The sequence below is a fragment of the Nocardioides palaemonis genome, from assembly GCF_018275325.1.
In the GTDB taxonomy this organism is placed as follows: domain Bacteria; phylum Actinomycetota; class Actinomycetes; order Propionibacteriales; family Nocardioidaceae; genus Nocardioides; species Nocardioides palaemonis.
Window position 1 is genome coordinate 2,047,136 of sequence record NZ_JAGVQR010000001.1, and the last position, 18,555, is coordinate 2,065,690.

Here is an 18,555-nt window from a genome sequence, read left to right on the forward strand (position 1 = left end):
CGGCGGTGGCGTCGGGACGGTGCTGCGGCTTCACGGGTGGGGTGGTCCTCTCGGGCGTCGATCACGACCAGCCTAGGAACGGTGTCCGACAGACGGACCGGTTTCCCACATGGTGGCACCGCGCGCGACGGCCAGCGAAATCTCCACGGCTCGCTGGGGGAAGCGCCCTAGGCTGGGCAGGTGATCGAGTTCGACGACGTGCAGGACCTCGACTCCCCCGTGGTGATCGCCGCCTTCGAGGGGTGGAACGACGCGGCGGACGCCGCCTCCGGGCTCGTCGACCACCTGATGGAGCAGTGGCAGGCCGAGGTCATCGGTGCCGTCGACCCGGAGGAGTTCTACGACTTCCAGGTCAACCGCCCGGTCATCGGCACCGACCAGCACGGGCACCGCCGGCTGACCTGGCCGACCACCCGGATCGCGGTGGCCCGCCCGGCCGACCTCGGGCGCGACGTGATCCTCGTGCGCGGCATCGAGCCGAACATGCGCTGGCGCCAGTTCTGCGCCGAGCTGCTCGCCGCCTGCGACGACCTCGGCGCGGAGCTCGTGGTGACGCTCGGGGCCCTGCTGGCCGACAGCCCGCACACCCGCCCGATCCCGGTCTCCGGCACCGCCAGCGAGCCCGAGCTGGTCGACCGCCTCGACGTCGAGCAGTCCAGCTATGAGGGCCCCACCGGGATCGTCGGCGTCTTCAACGACGCCTGCACCCAGCTCGACATCCCGTCGGTCTCCTACTGGGCGGCCGTCCCCCACTACGTCGCGCAGCCGCCGTGCCCCAAGGCGACCCTCGCGCTGCTCCACCGGCTCGAGGAGCTGCTGCAGGCGCCGATGCCGCTCGGCGACCTCCCCGACGACGCCAAGGCGTGGGAGCGCGGCGTCGACGAGCTCGCCGCGGAGGACGAGGACGTCGCCGACTACGTCCGGGCGCTGGAGGAGACCCGCGACACCGCCGACCTCCCCGAGGCCAGCGGCGAGGCGATCGCGCGGGAGTTCGAGCGCTACCTCAAGCGCCGCGACACCGACTGAGCAGCGGCGTCTACCGCTGCTCGAGCGGACGTATGGCCGCCTGACGCACGCCATGGCGGTCGACAAGCGTCCACGGCGGTCGACAAGCGTCCACGGCGGTCGACAAGCGTCCACGGCGGTCGACAAGCGTCCACGGGTCTACTCGAGCGGACCTACGTCCGCTCGACAGCCCGTGCCGCGGTGATGGCCCCGTCCAGCAGCCGGAGCGAGACCACATCCGCGCACGTGCGGCGGTTCGCGCCCTCGCCGATGTCAGCGCGGGGCCACCTCCACCGCACGTGCGGTTGTCCGTGCGGACGCGCGGCTCCTTCATGACGTCATGACAATCCGCGGTTCGAACCGCGAGAGCTCATGACGTCCTGGCATCGACCGATCCGGTCGTGGGACGTCAAGGGCATCCTGGAGCGAACGCCCTGCGTCCGCCCGGCGGCACCGCCCGTGCGGGACGGCGTACGTCAGAGCGCGAGGCCCAGCGCGGCGTCGAGCAGCCGGTGGACCGTCGCGGCGGCGTCGCGGTCGGAGGTGTCGGCCAGGCCCGTGGTGCCGACGGTCGCGTCCACCCACTCCTGCACGGCGGCGACGGCGGTGGGGGCGTCGAGGTCGTCGGCCAGCGCGGCGAGCACCCGCTCGACCACCGGCGCCGACGGGGCGCCGGCGCCGAGGGACAGCGCACGCCGCCACGTGGCGAGGGTGTCGACCGCGTCCCAGAGCTGGTCGTCGGTCCACTCCCAGTCGCTGCGGTAGTGGTGGCGCAGCAGGACGAGGCGGATCGCCATCGGGTCGACGTCGCTCATCCGCAGCGCGGAGACGAAGACGAGGTTGCCGCGCGACTTCGACATCTTCTCGCCGTCGTAGGCGACCATCCCGGCGTGGGCGTACGCGCGCGCGAACCGCTCCCCCGGGTGCGCGACCTGGGCGTGCCCGGCCGACATCTCGTGGTGCGGGAACACCAGGTCGCTGCCGCCGCCCTGGACGTCGAACGAGGTGCCGAGGTGGTCGAGCGCGATCGCGGAGCACTCGATGTGCCAGCCGGGACGACCGGGGCCCCACGGGCTGTCCCACGCGGGCTCGCCCGGGCGCTCGGCGCGCCACAGCAGGCAGTCGAGCGGGTCCTTCTTGCCGGCGCGGTCGGGGTCACCACCGCGGTCGGGGAAGATCTGCAGCATCGTGTCGCGGTCCCAGCCGGAGACGTCACCGAAGGCGTCGTCGGAGGTGACGGAGAAGTAGAGGTCGTCCTCGACGCGGTAGACCGAGCCGGTCTCCTCGAGCCGCTGGATGAGCGCGATGACCTGCGGGATCGACTCGACGGCGCCGGTGTAGTGGTGCGGGGCGAGGACGCGCAGCGCCTCCATGTCGTCGCGGAACAGCTGGGTCTCGCGCTCGGCCAGCTCGACCCAGTCGACCTTGACCTTGGCGGCGCGCTCGAGCAGCGGGTCGTCGACGTCGGTGACGTTCTGCACGTAGGTGACCTCGTGCCCGGCGTTGCGCCACGCCCGGTGGAGCAGGTCGAAGCCGACGTAGGTCGCGGCGTGGCCCATGTGGGTGGCGTCGTAGGGCGTGATGCCGCAGACGTACATCCGCGCCGGGCCCTCGGGCCGGGTCTCGACGAGCGTGCCGCCAGCCGTGTCGTGCACCCGGACGGCCGGGCCGGTCACGGGGAGCTCGGGAACCTCGGGGGACGTCCAGGCGCGCATGGCAGGAAGACTATCGACCGGCCGTGCGCCACCGGGAGAAGGGGCGCGGCGTCAGAACGGCGGCCAGGGGATGACCGGGTACGACGAGGAGGCGGGCGCCGGGAACTCGCCGCGCGCGAGCAGCCGCTCGACCCGACGACGCGTCACGGCGACCTCCGGACCGGTCAGCAACCCGGCCAGCGCCTGGCCGAGGTCGCCGTCGAGCGCGGCGGCGAGGCGGCGCAGGCCGTCGAGCTCCTCCTCGACCAGGGCCTCCCCGACCCACCCCCACAGGACGGTGCGGAGCTTGGTCTCGACGTGGAAGGTCAGCCCGTGGTCGACGCCGTGGCGGTGACCGTCGGGCATCGGCAGGACGTGGCCGCCCTTGCGGTCGGCGTTGTTGACGACCACGTCGAACACCGCCATCCGGCGCAGCGCCGGGGAGTCCTCGTGCACCAGCGAGACGCCCCGGTCGTGGGCGTCGAGGCCGTCGAAGACGTGCCGGAACCCGTCGGGCACGGTGCCCTCGGCGACGATGTCGACCGGCGCCTGGTCGGGGTCCTCGTCCCGCCAGAGCTGGACCATCCCGATGCCGTGGGGGCCCTCGCGCAGGACGGTCGGCGGGACGACGTCCCAGCCCAGCGCCTCCGACACGGCGTGGGCCGCGACCTCGCGGGCGGCGAGGGTGCCGTCGGGGAAGTCCCACAGCGGCCGCTCGCCCGCCACCGGCTTGTAGACGACCCGTACGCCGTCGACCTCGCCGACGAACGTCGCGTTCGACGCCGGCAGGACCCGGCCGTGCAGGGTGATCTCGCCCTCGGGGACCTGCGCGTCGACGGGTCGGTCAGGGCTCACGGCGGCGGAAGCCGTTCGCACGCACGCAGAGGTGCCCGTCGGGGTCGACGGGCTCCCCGCAGAACGGGCAGTCCGGGCGTCCGGCGCCGATCACGGTGCGCGAGCGCTCCACGAACGACCGCGCAGCCGCCGCGGTGATGCGGACCAGGAAGATCTCCTCGGGCTCTGGCTCGAGGAGGTCCTCGAGGTCCTCCTGGAGCTGCTCGGGCGACACGACTGCCGCCTCGGAGAAGGGGAAGACCTCGATGACGACCCGCTCGTCGTCGGAGTCCCACGACAGCGTCATGGTGCCGGCGCGGAACTCCTCCTCGATCGGCTGTTCGAGCGGCTGGTTGTCGACCAGGTCGCGCGGCGCGATCGCCGGGATCAGCACCTCGTCGCCGGCGGCGCCCATCAGCTCGTCGAGGAGCTCGTCGACGCGCTCGGCCAGCGCCGAGACCTGCTGCTTCTCCAGCGACACGCTCACCAGGCGCGCACCCTGGCGGGCCTGGAGGAAGAAGGTGCGCTGGCCGGGTTCCCCGACGGTCCCGGCGACGAAGCGCTCGGGCGGGTCGAAACGGTGGACGACGGGCATGTCACTCACCCTAGGACCTCTCCGTCTGCGCACCAGGTCCGGCTCCGCCGCCGACGGCCGCGTCGCCGCTGCGGGCTCGCGCGCCGCGGCGGGCCTTCTTCGGCGGGGTCAGCCACGACAGGTCACCACCGTGGGTGTTGGTGCCGAGCACGAAGGGCCGCGACTCGGTGTAGCGGATGACCGAGACCGACGCCGGGTCGACGTGGATGCGCTGGAAGAGGTCGAGGTGGGTGCCGAGGGCGTCGGCGAGGACCGACTTGATCACGTCGCCGTGGCTGACCGCGAGCCACACGGCGTCCGGTCCGTGCTCGGCGGTCACCCGCGCGTCGTGCCGGCGCACCGCCGCCACCGCCCGGTCCTGCATGGCGCGCATCGACTCCCCGCCGGGGAAGGTCGCGGCGGACGGCTGGGCCTGCACCACCTTCCACAGCTTCTCCTTCGCGAGCTCCTTGAGCTCCCTGCCCTGCCAGTCGCCGTAGTCGCACTCGGACAGCTGCTTGTCGGTGCTGGGACGCAGCGGCTCTGCCTGGCGCCGGAGGACCTCGCGGGCGGTCTCGCGGCAGCGCTCGAGCGGACTCGTCACCGCCGCGGAGAGGCGTACGCCGGCGAGCCGGTCGCCGACCGCGGCGGCCTGCGCCACCCCGGTGTCGTCGAGGTGCACTCCGGGGAGCCGACCCGCGAGCACGCCGGTGGCGTTGGCGGTCGACCGACCGTGGCGGACGAGGATCACGGTTGCCATGTCCCGACCCTAGTGGTGGCTGCCGAAGCGGCGCGCTCCCAGCGACTAGCCTGACGAGGTGATCGTCGACAACGCCCTCTACCACCGCGGCCAGCGGGTCCCGCTGGGCGCGGAGGGGCACGAGAGCCTGGGCCACGCGCGGGTGCCGTGCGACCCGGGCGACTTCCAGTGGATCGGCGTGCACGACCCCACCGCCGACGAGCTCGACCAGATCGCCCGCACCTTCGACCTGCACCCGCTCGCGGTGGAGGACGCCGGCGACTCCCACCAGCGCCCCAAGCTCGAGCGCTACGGCGACACGCTGTTCCTGGTCCTCAAGACGCTCTGGTACGTCGACGAGGAGGACGCGGTCGAGACCGGCGAGATCAACATGTTCGTCGGCCCCGACTTCGTGGTGACCGTCCGCCACGGCCAGGGCATCGACCTGTCCTCCGCGCGCCGCGACCTCGAGCGGCGCGCCCAGGTCCTCGAGCACGGCCCGATGGCGGTGCTCTACGCGATCTGCGACCGCGTGGTCGACGAGTACGAGCGCGTCGGCGCCGCCCTCGAGATCGACGTCGACGAGGTCGAGGCGTCCGTCTTCTCCCCCGCCCGCACCGACGACTCGACCCGGATCTACGTGCTCAAGCGCGAGATCGCGGAGGTCCGACGTGCCGTCCTGCCGCTGCGCGAGCCGATGCGGAAGTTCGCGATGGGCGTCGACGAGCGGATCACCCCCGAGACCGCGACCTACTTCCGCGACGTCGCCGACCACCTCCAGCGTGTCGCCGAGGTCGTCGACAACCTCGACATGCTGCTGTCGACCGCCTTCGAGGCACACCTCGCCCGGATCTCGGTCCAGCAGAACGAGGACATGCGCAAGATCTCGGCCGGCGCCGCGCTCGTCGTGGTGCCGACCCTCGTGGCTGGCGTCTACGGCATGAACTTCGACCACATGCCCGAGCTGCACTGGCGCTACGGCTACCCCTACGCACTGCTCGTCATGGCGTCGATGGTCGCGGCGCTCTGGGCGTTCTTCAAGAAGTCCGGCTGGCTGTGAGCCGCACCCCGCCGTCCGCGTGGCGGGTGGTGTGGTGGTTCGGGTTCGTCAGCCTCGCGGCCGACATGGTCTACGAGGGTGCCCGGTCGGTCTACGGCCCGCTGCTCGCCGCGCTCGGGGCGTCCGCGGTGGCGGTCGGGCTGGTCACCGGGGCCGGCGAGGCCGCGGCACTGGTCGCGCGCCTGGCGTTCGGGTCGCTCGCGGACCGCACCGGCCGCTACTGGAGCCTGACCATCGCGGGCTACGGCCTGACTGCCGTGTGCGTGCCGCTCCTGGCGCTCGCACCGCGGCTGGGGGCCGCCGGGCTCGCGTTCGCCTCGACGATGATCCTGCTCGAGCGGCTCGGCAAGGCGGTCCGCTCGCCCTCGAAGTCCGCGCTGCTGGCCCATGCCGCGTCCGCCGTCGGACGCGGACGGGGCTTCGGCGTCCACAAGGCGCTCGACCAGGTCGGAGCGTTCGCCGGTCCGCTCACGGTCGCAGCCGTCGTGTCGGTCGGGTCGCTGTGGTGGGGCGTCGGGGTGCTCGCGGTGCCGGGGGCACTGGCGATGCTCCTGCTGCTCGCGCTGCGCCGCCAGGTGCCGGACCCGGCCGTCTACGACGACGCGCCCGCTGCTGAGCACGTCGCCCCCGACCCGCCCCGCGGGTGGTGGGCGTCGGCCGTCGGCGCCGGGCTGCCGCGCGAGTTCTTCCGCTACGCCGTCGCCGCGTCCCTCACCACGGGCGCGCTCGTGACCTTCGGGATCATCGGCTACCACCTCGTCACCGCGGACCTGCTCCCGGTCGCCTCGGTGCCCCTCGTCTACGCCGCCGCCATGGCCGTCGAGGCCGTGGCGGCGCTGGGCGTCGGAGCCGTCTACGACCGCACCGGACCGCAGGTCCTGCTGGTCGTGCCGGTCCTCGTCGCCCTCGTCCCGGCGCTGGCGCTGGGGTCTGCGCTCGTTGCCGTGCTGCTCGGCGTCCTCGCGTGGGGCTTCGCCCAGGGCGTGCAGGACTCGACGGTCAAGGCGGTCGTCGCCGAGCTGGTCGAGGCACCGCGGCGCGCCACCGCGTACGGCGTGTTCGCCGGCGTGCAGGGTCTCTTCGCCGTCGTGGGTGGCGTGGGCGCGGGGTGGCTCTACGAGCGCTCGCTGCCGGCCCTGGTGGTGGTCGTCGTCCTCACCCAGGCGCTGGCGCTGGTGCTGCTGCTGGGCACCGTCAGGCGCTCAGCACGCCCGCGCCCAGCAGGATGAGGGTCGCCGCGCCGAGGGCGATCCGGTAGAGCACGAACGGGGTGTAGGAGCGGGTGCTGACGTAGCGCAGCAGCCATGCGATGGCGGCGTACCCGACCACGAACGAGACCACCGTCGCGGTGATCGTCGGTCCCCAGCCGAAGTCGTTGTGCCCGTGCGGGATCTCCTTGAGCTCGAAGAGCCCGGCTCCCACGACGGCCGGGATCGCGAGCAGGAAGGCGAAGCGGGTGGCGGCCTCCCGCTCGAGGCCGAGGAAGCGCCCGGCCGAGATCGTGGCGCCCGAGCGCGAGACGCCCGGGATGAGCGCCAGCGCCTGCGCGGCCCCCATCAGGACGGCGTCCTTGAGCGTGATCTTGCCGAGCGAGCGGTCGGTGCGCCCGACGCGGTCGGCGATACCGAGCACGACGCCCAGGACGATGAGGGTGGTGCCGATGATCCAGAGGTTGCGGAAGTCGCGCTCGATGACGTCCTTGAGCAGCACGCCGAGCACCACGATCGGCAGCGAGCCGACGATGATGTACCAGCCCATCCGCGCGTCGAGGCCGCCGCGGTACTCGGGCTGGAACAGCGAGCGGACCCACGCGCTGCCGATGCGCCAGATGTCCTTGCGGAAGTAGATGAGCACCGCGAGCTCGGTGCCGATCTGGATCACCGCGGTGAAGGCGGCGCCCGGGTCGCCCCAGCCGAAGAGCTCGGGGAAGATCCGCAGGTGCGCGCTGCTCGAGATCGGCAGGAACTCGGTGAGCCCCTGGATGATGCCGAGCACGACCGCTTTGAGGAGATCCGTCACAGCGGGTCAGCCTACGGGCGCGTCCGTGCCGCGCCACGCACGACCCGTGGCTACCCTCACCTCCATGCAGCAGCGTTCGCTCGGCGCCACCGGCCTCAAGGTCTCCCGGCTCGGACTCGGCACGATGACCTGGGGTCGTGACACCGACGAGCACGAGGCGCGCGACCAGCTCGTGGCCTTCGTCGAGGCCGGCGGCACGCTGCTCGACACCGCCGCGGGCTACGGCGACGGCGCGAGCGAGGAGCTGATCGGCAGCCTCCTCGGCGACGTGGTCGCCCGCGACGAGGTGGTGCTGGCCACCAAGGCCGGCATCTCCCGCCGCACCGGCGAGCGGGTCACCAACACCTCGCGCGGCCACCTCCTGCCGGCCCTCGACGCGTCGCTGAAGCGGCTCGGGGTCGACCACGTCGACCTGTGGCAGGTGCACGTGTGGACCGACGAGACGCCGCTGGAGGAGACGCTGTCCGCGCTCGACCACGCGGTCACGTCCGGACGCGCGTCCTACGTCGGGGTCTCCAACTACACCGGCTGGCAGACCGCCCAGGCGGCGACGTGGCAGCGCGCCGTCCCGGGGCGTACGACGCTCGCCTCCACCCAGGTCGAGTACTCCCTGCTCAACCGGACGATCGAGCACGAGGTGCTGCCCGCCGCCCAGGCGCTCGGCCTCGGCGTGCTGCCGTGGTCGCCGCTCGGGCGCGGGGTGCTCACCGGCAAGTACCGCACCGGCACGCCGTCGGACTCACGGGCCGCCACAGAGCACTTCGGACGCTTCGTCGGGACCTACCTCGACGAGCGCGGTCGCGGCATCGTCGAGGCCGTCGCGCGCGCGGCCGACGGGCTCGGCTGGTCGCCGCTGGAGGTCTCGCTGGTGTGGGTGCGCGACCGCGCCGGGGTGACCGCCCCGATCGTGGGCGCCCGCACCGCGGCCCAGCTCGACGGCGCCCTCGGCGTCGAGGACCTGACCCTTCCCCCCGAGATCGTCGCCGCCCTCGACGACGTCTCGGCCGACTGACCACCGACGAGAGGAGACCGCCATGGCCAGGGTGCACCGCCGTCCTCCGGGGCGCGGCATCGAGTGGGAGTTCGAGACGCTCGTGCTGCCGAAGGACTTCTCGCGCAACGTGGTCACCCGACTGCTCGTCGAGCGCGCCGAGCACGGCGGCTGGGAGCTCGACCGGCTCCGCATCGGCAACGACGGCAAGCGCCGCGTCGTCCTGCGCCGCAAGATCATCCGGCAGCGGCTGACCCTCTTCGCCGGCTGACGTCCGACGGGCGCCGGTCCCACCATGGGGTGAGGACCCCATGGCGCCCCGCGCCCGCCCGTGGTCTGCTCGGGAGGAGGGGTCGCTCGGGCCCCGCCGAGGGGATGAGGCAGATGAGCAGGTTCTCCCGTACGACCCGTCGACCGGCCATCGGGATCGTTGAGCTGGCCGTCGACCCGGCCGACGTCGACCGCGAGACCTACCCGGTGCGGATGCGTCTGACCCGCGCCCTGACCGCCTACGAGGTCGACGCGCTGGCCGCCAGCCAGCCGGACGTGCGCAGCGAGGGCGACGCGGTCGTCCTCCCCCGCGCCCGGCTCGACGACGTCGCCCGCGAGGTCGACGCGTGGACCGCGCGTCTCGAGCAGGCGCAGGCCCGCGCCGACGAGCTCGAGGGCGAGTCGTGGGTCGCCGACGACCGGCGTATCGCCGAGCAGCAGCGGCACGGCTCGCACCTGCTCAGCCAGCAGGTCGACGACCGCGGCCTGCACTGAGCGGGCGGCACCGACCGGCTGGGGTCACCAGCCCGAGGTGCCCGGCGCTCCCTTGAACGGCCCGGTCACCCGGGACGTGATCCAGCCGCCGTAGAAGCTGCCGGGCTGGGGCTGCACGACCTCGCCGTCGACGGTGCACCGGTCGACCCGACCGGGGTAGAGCGCGACGTGGTCGACGAGCGCCTCGAAGCCCTTCGACGGCGTCGGGTACGTCCAGGCGATCGCCGGCAGCACCTCGTCGCCGACGACGAGGTCGAGGTAGGACGCCTGGCCCTTCCACTCGCACCACGACGCGCCGTCGCCGGGACGCAGCACGCCGTCGGCGAAGGCGCTGCGCGGGAGGTAGTAGGTCGGCGGGTGGCTGGTCTCCAGCACCCGCAGGCTCGCCGTGGTGTCTGCCACGACGACCCCGCCGTGGGTCACCACCACGTGCTCGTCGCTCGGCTCGACCCGCGGCGGGCGCGGGTAGTCCCACACGGACTCGGTCGGCTCGGTCATGGCGCCACTCTAGGAACCGCCGCCAATCCGGCGCCCGTCCTCCACACCCCCCGGACTACCGGGGTGGGTCAGGCGGGTCTGTGGACGGACGCTCAGCCCGGCTCGTGTCCCGGCGGGTACGCGCGCCACTCGCCGCGGCTGCCCGGGTGGTCCCGCAGGTGCTCCTGCACCCGACGCAGGTCCGCCTCCTCCTGCAGTCGCGTCGGGCTCTCGGGCGTCTGGCTGGGCTCGAGCTCGTAGGTGTAGTAGACGAGGTAGGGCGCATCCGCCGCCTCGGCCTCGGCGAGCGCGCGGCGCAGGTGCTCGGCCGCGCCGTCGAAGGAGCCGTGGATGGGCCCGACGAGACTGCTCCAGTCGTCCTCCGTCATGACGATCTCGACGCGACGCCGGCCGGTCCGGAGACGAATGCGTCCAGGGGTCGAGGCGTCGACCTCACCCATCCTCGCCAGCAGGTCCAGGAGCCGCTCCCAGAGGCGCGCGTAGGGCTGCATCAGCCCGACACCGAGGCCGCCGTCGTCCGCAGCGCCTCGACCATCGCGTCCGGGTCGTCGGCGGAGTAGACGGCCGACCCGGCGACGAAGACGTCGGCGCCGGCCTCCGCGCAGCGCTCGATCGTCTCGAGCGAGACGCCGCCGTCGACCTGCAGCCAGGTCTCGACGCCGTGCTTGTCCATCAGGGCGCGGGCGGTGCGGATCTTCGGCAGGCACAGGTCGAGGAACTTCTGGCCGCCGAAGCCCGGCTCCACGGTCATGATCAGCACCATGTCGAGCTCGGGCAGCAGCGCCTCGTAGGGCTCGATCGGGGTGGCCGGCTTGAGGGCCATCGACGCTCGGGCCCCCTGCGCCCGGATCTCGCGGGCGAGCCGCACCGGGGCCTTGGCGGCCTCGACGTGGAACGTCACCGAGCCGCAGCCCGCCTCGGCGTACGCGGGCGCCCACCGGTCGGCGTCCTCGATCATCAGGTGCGCGTCGAGCGGCTGCGCGGCGTGCCTGCTGAGCGCCTCGACGACCGGCAGCCCGAGCGTCAGGTTGGGGACGAAGTGGTTGTCCATCACGTCGACGTGCACCCAGTCGGCGCTCGGGATGCGCGCCACCTCGTCGGCGAGGCGGGACAGGTCGGCGTTGAGGATGCTCGGAGTGATCTGGATGCCCACGACGACGATCCTAGGGACTCGTCGTCCCGTCCATCCGCGCGGCACCGCTCCCCCGCGGCACGACGACGTGCAGCGCGTTGCGGTCGACCTCGAACGTGGCGGGCGTGGTCGCGGCGATCTCGCCGTCGAGGTTGACCTCGAGCGGCTCGTCGGTGACCAGCCGGACCCGGCGCCCCGTCACGTGGTGCACCCGCTCGTGCTCGACGAGGTGGCCGGTGCGGAGCAGGCGCGCCACCGAGACGTGGTCGCGCAGGCGGCCCCGCTCCACGGCGTAGACGTCGAGGAGGTGGTCGTCGATCGACGCGGTCGGCGAGACGGTCAGCCCGCCTCCGTAGTGGCGCCCGTTGCCCACCGCGACGTGGAGCAGGTCGTCGAGCTCGAGGGTGGCGCCGTCGGCGAGCTCGAGGCGGGCTGCGAACGGGCGGTGCGAGCGATAGGCGGCGAGCGTGGCGACGGGGTACGCGAAGCGCCCCAGCCGGCGCTTGAGACCCGGGGTGAGCCGGCGGGTGACCGCGACCGACAGCCCGAGCGACGCCACGTTGAGGTACGCGCGACCGTCCACCCGACCGAGGTCGACGTCGACCACGTGGCCGTCCGTCAGGGTGCGGACCGCGGCTGGGACGGCGGTCGGGATGCCGAGCGTGCGGGCGAAGTCGTTGGCCGTGCCCAGCGGGAGCACGCCGAGGGCGGTGCCGGTGTGGGCGACCCGGGCCGCCGCGCAGCCGATGGTGCCGTCGCCGCCGCCGACGACGAGCAGGTCGGGGCCGTCGGCGAGCGCCGCGTCGAGCGCTGCGGCGAGGCCGCCACCTCCCTCGGCCGCGTGCACGACGACGTCTCCGGCGCGGCCGCGCAGCGCCTGCTCCACCAGCGGCAGCGCCCGGGCTCCCGAGCGGGCGGCCGTGTTGACGACGACCGCGACCCGGTCGGTGGACGGCTGGGTGTGCATGCCGTCGAACCTAGGCAGCGTGCGTGAGAGGACCGTGAGGACGACCTGTGCGCCGCCTGAGACGCGGGTGTCGGCTGCCTCACTCCTCGGCGAGGTCGGGCGTCTCTCGCCCCTCGGCCTCGTCGCGGTCGGCCCACTCGAGCAGCGGGGCGATGTCGAAGGGGTGGGCGTCGATGTCGCCGTGCAGGTCACCGATCTCGGCGAAGCGCCCCGGCACGGTGTCGATCGTGAAGTCGTCGGGCGCGCAGTCGTCGACCTCGTCCCACCGCACCGGCGCCGACACCCGCGCGTTGGCGACACCGCGCACGGAGTAGGCCGCGGCGATGGTGTGGTCGCGGGCGTTCTGGTTGTAGTCGACGAAGAGCTGGGAGGGGTCGCGGTCCTTGCGCCACCACGCGGTGGTGACGTCTCCCCCGGCCCGGCGCTCGACCTCCCGGGCGAAGGCGAGCGCGCCGCGGCGTACGTCCTGGAAGCCGTGGTCGGGCGGGATCCGGACGTAGACGTGGAGCCCGGACCCGCCGCTGGTCTTGGGGAACCCCGTCGCCCCGAGCTCGTCGAGCACCTCGTGGACGACGTGGGCGACCCGCTGGACCGTCGCCCAGTCGCAGTCCGGCCCGGGGTCGAGGTCGATGCGCCACTCGTCGGGCTTCTCGGTGTCGTCGCGGCGGCTGTTCCACGGGTGGAACTCGACCGTCGACATCTGGACCGCCCACACCACGCTGGCGAGCTCGGTCACGCAGAGCTCGTCGGCGGTGCGCTTCCAGCGCGGGAAGAACAGCTGCACGGTCTCGACCCACTCCGGCGCTCCGGCGGGCAGGCGCTTCTGGTGCACCTTGTCGCCGGCGAGACCCTTCGGGAACCGGTGCAGCATGCAGGGTCGTTCGCGCAGCGCGTTGACGATCCCGTCGCCGACGCTGAGGTAGTACTCGACCAGGTCGAGCTTGGTCGCCCCGGTCTCCGGGAAGTAGACCCGGTCGGGGTTGGTGACCTTGACGACCCGGTCGTCGACCTCGACCTCGATGAACGGAGACGCCACGGGCCGACCCTAGCGCCGACGGCTACTGCGTCGACTGCGTCTGGGACTCGGGCGTGGCGGAGCCGCGCACGGCCGGTGCGTCGACCGTGACCGGGTCGGACCAGCCCTCGTCGGCGTACTGGCTCTGCGGGCGGTGCCAGCGGTACTGCGTCGTCTCGGTGACCTGCACGGTCGCTCGGGCGACGCCGTCGGGGTCGGCGAGCACGGGGCCGCCCTCGGCGCGCCACGCGCCGCCCGCGGTGCGCGACTCCAGCACCAGCGGGTCGCCGGTGAGTCGCCCGGACGGATCGGTCACGCGGCCGGAGACGACCACCGCGTCCTGCGAGCGGTCGACGGCGGCGGTCGTGGCGAGGGCGACGCCCTCGAAGTCGATGGCGGCTCCCCCGGTGCTGATCGCGTCGAGGTTGAAGGCGTGCCCGTCGCAGCCGAAGCCGGTCACCACGAACCCGGGACCGTCGCCGTGCTCGGCGGCGAACGCGGCCGGCGTCGCCGACCCGGCACGGGAGATGGTGGCACGCGTGCCGAGGTCGACCAGGGACCAGTCGAAGGTCAGGTCGTGGGCGGCGATGCGGGTCCACGACCCGGGGGCGACGCTGAGGCCGGAGCGGCCGACCCACGCCGTGCCGGGCGGGTTGGCGGCGGTCACGGTGACGAGGTGCGCCACCCCGGTGGTCCCACCGGTCGCGGCGACCTCCAGCGACGCGTCGACAGCCGCGATCGAGTCGATGCGCGCGTAGGGGCCGGACGCCGTGCCCCCGCCCCGGGGCACCAGCCCCAGCGAGCGTCGTCCGACGGGAGCGTCGTAGGGACCGAGGTTGATCCGCGGCACCGGTGCGGTGCCCGCGCCGAACACGTCGTCGCACGAGAGGTAGGTGAGGAACAGCCCGTCGTCACCGGTGGAGGGACCGCTGACCGTCCGCGGCGCGGCCTGCGCCGGCCCGGCGACGGCGACCGCCGCCAGGCTCGCCGCGGCGAGCATCGTCCCTGTCCTGCGCACCCGCATACGTCTTTCCTGCTCCCCGTGACCTGCGGCACCCCTCCGATGCCGCGAGCGTGCACCCATCATGCTTGCCCACACCAAGGATGGGAACCCGCGACGCGCAGCGGAAACCCCCAAATGTGGGGTGGGTGCCGGAACCGGGTGGCTAGGTTCGGTCCCATGCCGCTGAGGAGCACGCCCGTGCCGCGTCACCCGGTACGCCGGGTGGAGGCGCGCGCCGGCCACGGGCTCGCGCCGGACGCCTATCCCGCCTCGATCCCCGCGGTGCGCCAGGTCCTCGCCGACGGGCTCGACCTCGGTCCGGGCGTGACCCTCCTCGTCGGGGAGAACGGGTCCCGCAAGTCGACGCTGGTGGAGGCCGTCGCGACCGCGTTCGGCCTGTCGCCCGAGGGCGGCACCACCGGCAGCAGGCACTCGACCCGGCCCACCGAGTCGGCCCTCGGCGACGCACTGCACCTCGTGCGCGGCGTGGGCTCGAGCAAGCGGGGCTTCTTCCTGCGTGCCGAGACGATGCACGGGTGGTACTCCTACCTCGAGGAGCACCCGTCGACGAGCAAGGACCCGGAGCCGGAGCCGCGCTTCCACGAGATGAGCCACGGCGAGTCGTTCCTGAAGGTGCTCGAGTGGCGCTTCTCGGGCTCCGGGCTGTTCTGCCTCGACGAGCCGGAGGCGGCGCTGTCGTTCTCCTCCACGCTGGCTCTGGTGGCGGTGCTCCAGCGGGTCGCAGCGCAGCGCGGGCAGGTGCTGTGCGCGACCCACTCCCCCGTGCTCGCGGCGCTGCCGGGCGCACGGATCCTCGAGGCCGGCCCGTGGGGCCTGCGCGACACCACGTGGGAGGACCTGGAGCTGGTCGACCACTGGCGCCGCTACCTCGCGGACCCGACGGCCTACCTGCGCCACCTGTCGGACTGATCCGGTCGCCGATCCGCCGGGCGGGATCAGGAGCGACGGCGCAGGGTGGCGGCGTACATCGCGTCGGTGCCCTCGCGGTGCGGCCAGAGCTGGAAGTCGTCGACCCGGTCGGTGTCGTCGCGGCGGCCCAGGACCGCGTCGACGACGTGGGTCGTCTCGGCCAGGACCGGCGAGCAGGTCGCGTAGACGACGACCCCGCCCGGGCGCACCGACTCCAGCGCGACGTCGAGCAGGACCTGCTGGAGGCCGACGAGCACGTCGACGTCGGCCGGCGAGCGGCGCCACCGCGACTCCGGTCGGCGCCGCAGCGCCCCGAGCCCCGAGCACGGCGCGTCGACCAGCACCCGGTCGAAGGTGCCCGGGGTCCAGGCGGGTCGGGTCCCGTCGCCGGCGAGCACGTCGACGGAGCCTGCGGGCAGGGCAGCCATCGCCGACGCGACCAGCGCCGCACGGTGCGGCTGCCGCTCGTGGGCGACGAGGCGCGCGCCCCGCTGGGCGGCGAGGGCGGCCAGCAGCGCGGCCTTGCCGCCGGGCCCGGCGCACAGGTCGAGCCACCGCTCGTCGCGGCCGTCGAGGTCGGCGTCGGCGAGCGCGAGCGCGACGAGCTGCGAGCCCTCGTCCTGCACGCCGGCGCGGCCCTCGGCGACCGCCGGGATGGCCGCGGGGTCGCCGCCCGCCAGCACGGCACCGTGGGGCGAGAGCCTGGTACGCGTCGCGCCGGCCGCCTCGAGCTCGCTGACGTCGGCGAGACCGGGCCGGGCGACGAGCGTGACGCGCGGCGCAGCGTTGTCGGCGGCGAGCAGGTCGTCGAGTTCGTCGTCCGAGCCGAGCGCCTCGGCGAGCAGGTCCACGACCCAGCGCGGGTGCGACTGCGCCACAGCCAGGTGGCCGTGGAGGTCGAGGTCGCGGTCCGGGGCGACCTCGGCCACCCACTCCTCCCGCGAGCGCCGGCTGATGGTGCGGAGCACCGCGTTGACCAGGCCCGCCGGTCCCTGTCCGACGGTGGCCCGGACGAGGTCGACGCTCGTCGAGATCGCCGCGTGGTCCGGCACGCGCATGGACAGCAGCTGGTGCACGCCCAGGCGCAGCACGTCGCGCACCTCGGCCTGGAGCCGTGGCTTCGTCAGGCACGCGTCGATGACCGGGTCGTAGAGGCCGTGCATCCGGATCGCGCCGGACGCGAGCTCGGTCGCCAGCGCCGCGTCGCGGCCCTCGAGGCCGTGCTTGCGCAGGACCTGCGGCAGCTCGAGGTTGGCGTAGGCCCGCTCGGCGCGGACCGCGGTGAGCACGTCGAGCGCGGCCCGGCGGGGCCGGTCGACCGGCCGCCTGCGTCGCTCAGCCACCGAGGTGCTCCTTCACCAGCCGCTTCGGCGCGCGGTGGGCCCACGCCTCGGTGATCACCTCGACCAGCTCGGTCCGGCTGATCTCGCCGAGCCGGGACTGCTGGACGAGGACGGCGTTGTAGCCGCGGAAGTGGTCGATGGTGAAGAACGGTGTCGCGTCGTCCTCCACCAGCGCCAGCTTGTCGGCCTCGGTGGGGGTGACGATGACGACCAGGTCGTCGTACATCTCGCCGGTGTCGGGGTCGACCGCGGTGTGGTGCGGGTGGCGGTAGAGCACGAAGCCCTTGCCCTTGTCCCCGCGCGGGACCTTCCACGTGGGCACGTCGCCCCACGACGTCCCCAGCTCGGTCTCCGGGAGCGCGGCGCAGATGTCGTCGACGTCCTCGGGCACGGCGGGCCGGTCGTCCGGGGCCGTCACGCCGTCACGCCCCGTCGCCGAGGCGTGCGCCGGACTCCAGCCGCACGCCGCGGGCCCAGTCGGCGGCGCGCATCTGCTTCTTGCCGAACGCCTTGACGTCGCCGAGCTCGACCGGCGCGGTCGCGGTGCCGACGAACACGGCGTTCTTGGTGACGTCCAGGACCCCCGGGCCGAGGGGCTCGCGGTCGGTGGGACGCACCGGACCGAGCTTGATCCGTTCGCCCTCGAACGTGCTCCACGCCCCCGGCGCCGGCGTGCAGGCGCGCACCTGCCGGTCGATCGCGACCGCCGGGTGGGACCAGTCGACGCGCGCGTCGTCGACGAGGATCTTCGGGGCGAAGGAGACGCCCTCCTCCTGCTGCTCGCGGGCCTGGAGCGTGCCGTCCTCGATGCCGTCGAGGGTCTGCACCAGCAGCCCGGCGCCGCCCTCGGCCAGGCGGGCGAGCAGGTCGCCGGCGGTGTCGTCGGCACGCACCCGCTCGGTCATCACCCCGAAGACCGGGCCGGCGTCGAGCGCCTTGACGATCCGGAAGGTGGTGGCGCCGGTCACCTCGTCGCCGGCCCACAGCGCGTGCTGCACGGGCGCGGCTCCCCGCCACGACGGCAGCACCGAGAAGTGCAGGTTGATCCAGCCGTGCGGCACGAGGTCGAGGGCCGACTGCGGCAGCAGCGCACCGTAGGCGACCACCGGGCAGGCATCGGGGCGCAGCGCGGCCAGCTCGGCCTGGAAGTCCGGGTCGCGGGGGTGCTCCGGCTTGAGCACCGGTACGCCGAGCTCCTCCGCACGCTGCGCGACCGGGCTGGCGACGAGCCTGCGTCCGCGACCGCTGGGCGCGTCGGGCCGGGAGACGACGCCGACCAGCTCGTGGCGGCTGCCTGCGATCGCGTCGAGGGCGGGCACGGCGACCTCGGGGGTGCCGGCGAAGACGACGCGCATCAGCGGTGCCCCCTCATCGGCCGAACCCGTGCGTCGCGTGGGGGCTGACCTTGACCGTGGGCTTCTCCAGGCCGAACCACTCGGACTCGCGGATCTCCTTCATGGCCGCCTTGCGGGCCGCGGTGTCGAGCTTGTCGATGAAGAGGATCCCGTCGAGGTGGTCGGTCTCGTGCTGCATGGCCCGGGCGAGCAGGTCGGAGGCCTCGATGCGCTGCGGCTCGCCGTGCATGTCGAAGCCGGTGGCGATCACCGAGAGCGCGCGGAGGCAGTCGTAGGTGAGCTCGGGCAGCGAGAGGCACCCCTCGGCGCCGTCCTGGGTCTCGTCGGAGAGCTCCAGCGACGGGTTGACGAGGTGGCCGACCTCCCCGTGGACGTTCCAGGTGAAGACGCGCAGCCCGACGCCGATCTGCGGGGCGGCGAGCCCGGCGCCGGGAGCGGCGAGCATGGTGTCCGTCAGGTCGGTCACGAGCTGGCGGACCTCCTTGTCGAAGTCGTCGACCTCGACCGCGCGCTGGCGCAGGACGGGATCGCCGAAGAGACGGATGGGCTGGACGGCCACGGAGCTCCTAGTGATGGCATGGATGGGCGGTGCACGAACGCCCCAGTCTAGGGACGCGTGGACCGCGCGCCC

22 protein-coding genes are annotated in these 18,555 nt (G+C 73.6%); 7 read left to right on the top strand and 15 right to left on the bottom strand.

Going from position 1 to position 18,555, the window contains the following annotated elements; genetic code table 11:
- Positions 1-180 precede the first annotated feature (180 nt).
- A complete protein-coding gene (locus KDN32_RS10030; RefSeq protein ID WP_211731828.1) occupies positions 181-1,026 on the top strand; it encodes a PAC2 family protein in 846 nt (281 codons plus the stop codon).
- A 455-nt stretch (positions 1,027-1,481) separates the two neighbouring features.
- On the opposite strand, the gene mshC is transcribed toward KDN32_RS10030, so the two are convergent.
- From mshC to KDN32_RS10050, 4 genes are read right to left on the bottom strand one after another with little or no spacing between them, the layout of a single operon-like run.
- Positions 1,482-2,720 (bottom strand): cysteine--1-D-myo-inosityl 2-amino-2-deoxy-alpha-D-glucopyranoside ligase, encoded by a 1,239-nt coding sequence (mshC, locus tag KDN32_RS10035; protein WP_211731829.1) that lies wholly within the window; start codon positions 2,718-2,720, stop codon positions 1,482-1,484.
- Between the two features lie 51 nt (positions 2,721-2,771).
- Positions 2,772-3,554, bottom strand: a complete 783-nt coding sequence (locus KDN32_RS10040) for an SCO1664 family protein (RefSeq protein ID WP_211731830.1) — start codon at positions 3,552-3,554, stop codon at positions 2,772-2,774.
- On the bottom strand, positions 3,544-4,128 hold the full coding sequence (locus tag KDN32_RS10045) for a DUF3090 domain-containing protein (RefSeq protein WP_211731831.1): 585 nt from the start codon (positions 4,126-4,128) through the stop codon (positions 3,544-3,546). Before KDN32_RS10045 ends, KDN32_RS10040 begins: the two co-directional genes overlap by 11 nt.
- 10 nt (positions 4,129-4,138) lie before the next feature.
- Entirely contained in the window at positions 4,139-4,867 is a 729-nt protein-coding gene (locus tag KDN32_RS10050; protein WP_211731832.1) for a histidine phosphatase family protein, read from the bottom strand.
- A gap of 58 nt (positions 4,868-4,925) precedes the next feature.
- Between KDN32_RS10050 and corA the strand changes: the two genes are divergently transcribed.
- Positions 4,926-5,906, top strand: coding sequence for a magnesium/cobalt transporter CorA (gene corA / locus KDN32_RS10055; RefSeq protein ID WP_211731833.1), 981 nt, complete (start codon positions 4,926-4,928; stop codon positions 5,904-5,906).
- A complete protein-coding gene (locus KDN32_RS10060) occupies positions 5,903-7,135 on the top strand; it encodes an MFS transporter (RefSeq protein WP_307853918.1) in 1,233 nt (410 codons plus the stop codon). Before corA ends, KDN32_RS10060 begins: the two co-directional genes overlap by 4 nt.
- Here the strand turns inward: KDN32_RS10060 and KDN32_RS10065 are convergent.
- Entirely contained in the window at positions 7,101-7,925 is an 825-nt protein-coding gene (locus tag KDN32_RS10065) for an undecaprenyl-diphosphate phosphatase (protein WP_211731834.1), read from the bottom strand. The two genes, KDN32_RS10060 and KDN32_RS10065, sit on opposite strands and share 35 nt — an antisense overlap.
- A gap of 64 nt (positions 7,926-7,989) precedes the next feature.
- Between KDN32_RS10065 and KDN32_RS10070 the strand changes: the two genes are divergently transcribed.
- The 3 genes from KDN32_RS10070 to KDN32_RS10080 all read left to right on the top strand — a co-directional run bounded on the left by KDN32_RS10070 (position 7,990) and on the right by KDN32_RS10080 (position 9,681).
- Positions 7,990-8,937 carry an aldo/keto reductase gene (locus KDN32_RS10070; RefSeq protein ID WP_211731835.1) on the top strand — a complete coding sequence of 316 codons (948 nt, stop codon included), beginning with the start codon at positions 7,990-7,992 and terminating at the stop codon, positions 8,935-8,937.
- 22 nt (positions 8,938-8,959) lie between these two features.
- Positions 8,960-9,187, top strand: coding sequence for a DUF5703 family protein (locus KDN32_RS10075; protein ID WP_211731836.1), 228 nt, complete (start codon positions 8,960-8,962; stop codon positions 9,185-9,187).
- A 113-nt stretch (positions 9,188-9,300) separates the two neighbouring features.
- The gene (locus tag KDN32_RS10080; RefSeq protein WP_211731837.1) at positions 9,301-9,681 is read left to right on the top strand and encodes a hypothetical protein; all 381 of its coding nucleotides are present in this window, start codon (positions 9,301-9,303) and stop codon (positions 9,679-9,681) included.
- A gap of 24 nt (positions 9,682-9,705) precedes the next feature.
- Here KDN32_RS10080 and KDN32_RS10085 read toward each other — a convergent pair whose 3' ends face one another.
- The 6 genes from KDN32_RS10085 to KDN32_RS10110 form a co-directional block, all read right to left on the bottom strand.
- A complete protein-coding gene (locus KDN32_RS10085) occupies positions 9,706-10,179 on the bottom strand; it encodes a DUF427 domain-containing protein (protein WP_211731838.1) in 474 nt (157 codons plus the stop codon).
- A 92-nt stretch (positions 10,180-10,271) separates the two neighbouring features.
- Positions 10,272-10,670: a hypothetical protein gene (locus KDN32_RS10090; protein WP_211731839.1), complete on the bottom strand. Its 399-nt coding sequence runs from the start codon at positions 10,668-10,670 to the stop codon at positions 10,272-10,274.
- Positions 10,670-11,332 carry a ribulose-phosphate 3-epimerase gene (rpe, locus tag KDN32_RS10095; RefSeq protein ID WP_211731840.1) on the bottom strand — a complete coding sequence of 221 codons (663 nt, stop codon included), beginning with the start codon at positions 11,330-11,332 and terminating at the stop codon, positions 10,670-10,672. Before rpe ends, KDN32_RS10090 begins: the two co-directional genes overlap by 1 nt.
- A gap of 10 nt (positions 11,333-11,342) precedes the next feature.
- On the bottom strand, positions 11,343-12,278 hold the full coding sequence (locus tag KDN32_RS10100) for a lipid kinase (RefSeq protein ID WP_211731841.1): 936 nt from the start codon (positions 12,276-12,278) through the stop codon (positions 11,343-11,345).
- A gap of 79 nt (positions 12,279-12,357) precedes the next feature.
- A complete protein-coding gene (gene ligD, locus KDN32_RS10105; protein ID WP_211731842.1) occupies positions 12,358-13,314 on the bottom strand; it encodes a non-homologous end-joining DNA ligase in 957 nt (318 codons plus the stop codon).
- A 22-nt stretch (positions 13,315-13,336) separates the two neighbouring features.
- Positions 13,337-14,311 (bottom strand): hypothetical protein, encoded by a 975-nt coding sequence (locus KDN32_RS10110; RefSeq protein ID WP_211731843.1) that lies wholly within the window; start codon positions 14,309-14,311, stop codon positions 13,337-13,339.
- A gap of 183 nt (positions 14,312-14,494) precedes the next feature.
- On the opposite strand from KDN32_RS10110, the gene KDN32_RS10115 reads away from it, so the two are divergent.
- A complete protein-coding gene (locus tag KDN32_RS10115) occupies positions 14,495-15,226 on the top strand; it encodes an AAA family ATPase (RefSeq protein ID WP_249216406.1) in 732 nt (243 codons plus the stop codon).
- A 26-nt stretch (positions 15,227-15,252) separates the two neighbouring features.
- On the opposite strand, the gene KDN32_RS10120 is transcribed toward KDN32_RS10115, so the two are convergent.
- Genes KDN32_RS10120 through def form a run of 4 tightly spaced genes read right to left on the bottom strand, consistent with a single transcriptional unit; the run spans position 15,253 to position 18,483 of the window.
- Positions 15,253-16,569: an RsmB/NOP family class I SAM-dependent RNA methyltransferase gene (locus tag KDN32_RS10120; RefSeq protein ID WP_211731845.1), complete on the bottom strand. Its 1,317-nt coding sequence runs from the start codon at positions 16,567-16,569 to the stop codon at positions 15,253-15,255.
- The gene (locus KDN32_RS10125) at positions 16,562-16,987 is read right to left on the bottom strand and encodes an MmcQ/YjbR family DNA-binding protein (protein ID WP_211731846.1); all 426 of its coding nucleotides are present in this window, start codon (positions 16,985-16,987) and stop codon (positions 16,562-16,564) included. Before KDN32_RS10125 ends, KDN32_RS10120 begins: the two co-directional genes overlap by 8 nt.
- Before the next feature lie 4 nt (positions 16,988-16,991).
- Positions 16,992-17,924: a methionyl-tRNA formyltransferase gene (gene fmt, locus KDN32_RS10130; RefSeq protein WP_211731847.1), complete on the bottom strand. Its 933-nt coding sequence runs from the start codon at positions 17,922-17,924 to the stop codon at positions 16,992-16,994.
- 13 nt (positions 17,925-17,937) lie between these two features.
- Positions 17,938-18,483 carry a peptide deformylase gene (gene def / locus KDN32_RS10135; RefSeq protein WP_211731848.1) on the bottom strand — a complete coding sequence of 182 codons (546 nt, stop codon included), beginning with the start codon at positions 18,481-18,483 and terminating at the stop codon, positions 17,938-17,940.
- Between the last annotated feature and the right edge of the window lie 72 nt (positions 18,484-18,555).